This window comes from Oceanispirochaeta sp. M1 (assembly GCF_003346715.1).
Taxonomy (GTDB): Bacteria; Spirochaetota; Spirochaetia; order DSM-2461; family DSM-2461; genus Oceanispirochaeta.
Genome location: NZ_QQPQ01000114.1, coordinates 1 through 1,615, shown reverse-complemented (window position 1 = coordinate 1,615; position 1,615 = coordinate 1). Strand labels below are relative to the sequence as shown.

Genomic DNA, 1,615 nt, shown 5'->3' with positions numbered 1-1,615 from the left:
TGTCACTAATCGCAATACTGACCCCTCAGTTTTCGATATGCTGACCCCTTTCACCTATATCATAAACGGCCATACTTTTTAAAGAGCCTTCCGGTATGATTTCCCTTTTATAATTACCCTGTGAGCATTATGAAACAACCGGTCAAGCAATGCGGAACAAACCACCGGTTCTGAGAACAATTCATGCCAATTTTCTAGAGGTCTGTTACTGGTAATAATTATGGAACCCTGTTCACATCTCTCAGAGATAATCTCATTAAGAATACTCAGAAGATGGTTTGGAAATGCCTGCAGGCCCCAGTCATCGAGTATGAGTAAATCAGGTTTAATAAACATCTTCAATTTTCTACTTTCTGAATTATCCGCTTTTCCTGAATGAATTATATCCAGCATCTTTTGTGTTCGTGAAAAGATTACTGACAATCCTTTCACACAGGCTTCATGAGCAATAGCTTTTGCCAAACAAGTTTTCCCGACACCGGTCGGACCTACCAATAAAAGGTTTTCATTCCTCCGCACAAACTCACAACCGGCCAATTGTAGAATCTGTTGACGATTGATGTTGTGATTGAAGTCAAAATCAAACTCCACTAGCCTCTTGTATTTCCCGAGATTCGCCTTCCTGATGGTTGTCTCCTGTTTCTTCTGTCTACGACGATCAATTTCATCTTGTGTCAGGAGAAGAAGAAAGTCTGCATAACTCATTTTTGACATGACAGCCTCGGACTGGCGCTGCTCAAAATTCTCATAGATGGAGGAAAGGCGAAGTTGCTTCAGGTTCTGTTTAATTTGCGTATGTGTTTCCATGAATGGTCTCCTTTTTTATTAGCTCATCCATATCCCTTGCATAAGTCGCTGACAAGGGCTTTTCCGTAATGAAGGCAAAATCGGTTTGCTTATCCAGTTTCCCTTCCAGGATGGTCTTTATGCTTCCATACGAGTAGTTGCCATAGTAGATGGCACGTTTACAGGCTGCTTCAAGACGCTCTGAATCATATTTCTTTTGAAGACGGATAATATTCTGCGCGGAGCGTAGGTTCCTGATCGCCTCCCTGTTTAAAAGAGAGTGCACGATCTCATGTGTGTTGATACCAATTTTTAATGCTTCAACAAGGCAGTAATCTGTATCCCACTCCATGTATTTTCCAATGTCTGCTGGATAGTGCTCCTTTTTTGTTCTCCTTTTCCCAGCGGAAACAGGGAAATGAACGGCAACCAGCTCATTCTCATAGAAAACAGCCACCTGCGAAGCCGTTTTCCGGGCTTCTACCTGTAATCCCCGGAGGGTGTGAGGAACGCTGTAGTACGCTTTATCAAACTGAATATGGATATCCCTGCATACTTTGAGATTTTTCCACACCGGGCATTCAAAGCGTTCTGCCGGTAACAGACCTAGGGCATGTTTCTCATATTTTTCAAACAGTTCTATTGGTTTTTGTCTGGTGGTTCCATGGATTCTCTTTCGAGCAGTAGACTCATTCCATTCAGTAAGTTGCCTGTTAGCATCACTGAAATTCCTAAATTTACGCAATGGTATGAAATTATTCTTCACGTATTTGACGCCGGATTCCACCTTCCCTTTATGCTCTGGGACGCCAGGTAAACAGGGATCAAT

The 1,615-nt window shown here is 42.4% G+C and carries 1 protein-coding gene and 1 pseudogene; both read right to left on the bottom strand.

Features of this window, described 5'->3' with window-relative positions:
• Positions 1-78: 78 nt before the first annotated feature.
• On the bottom strand, positions 79-807 hold the full coding sequence (istB, locus tag DV872_RS26000; RefSeq protein ID WP_114632887.1) for an IS21-like element helper ATPase IstB: 729 nt from the start codon (positions 805-807) through the stop codon (positions 79-81).
• Positions 785-1,615: pseudogene (locus tag DV872_RS25995) on the bottom strand (IS21 family transposase); the annotation flags it as partial. The pseudogene DV872_RS25995 and the gene istB, both read right to left, overlap by 23 nt.

Coding starts and splice junctions, on each gene's coding strand:
- istB (WP_114632887.1), bottom strand. CDS start 807: ATGGAAACACATACGCAAATTAAACAGAACCTGAAGCAACTTCGCCTT.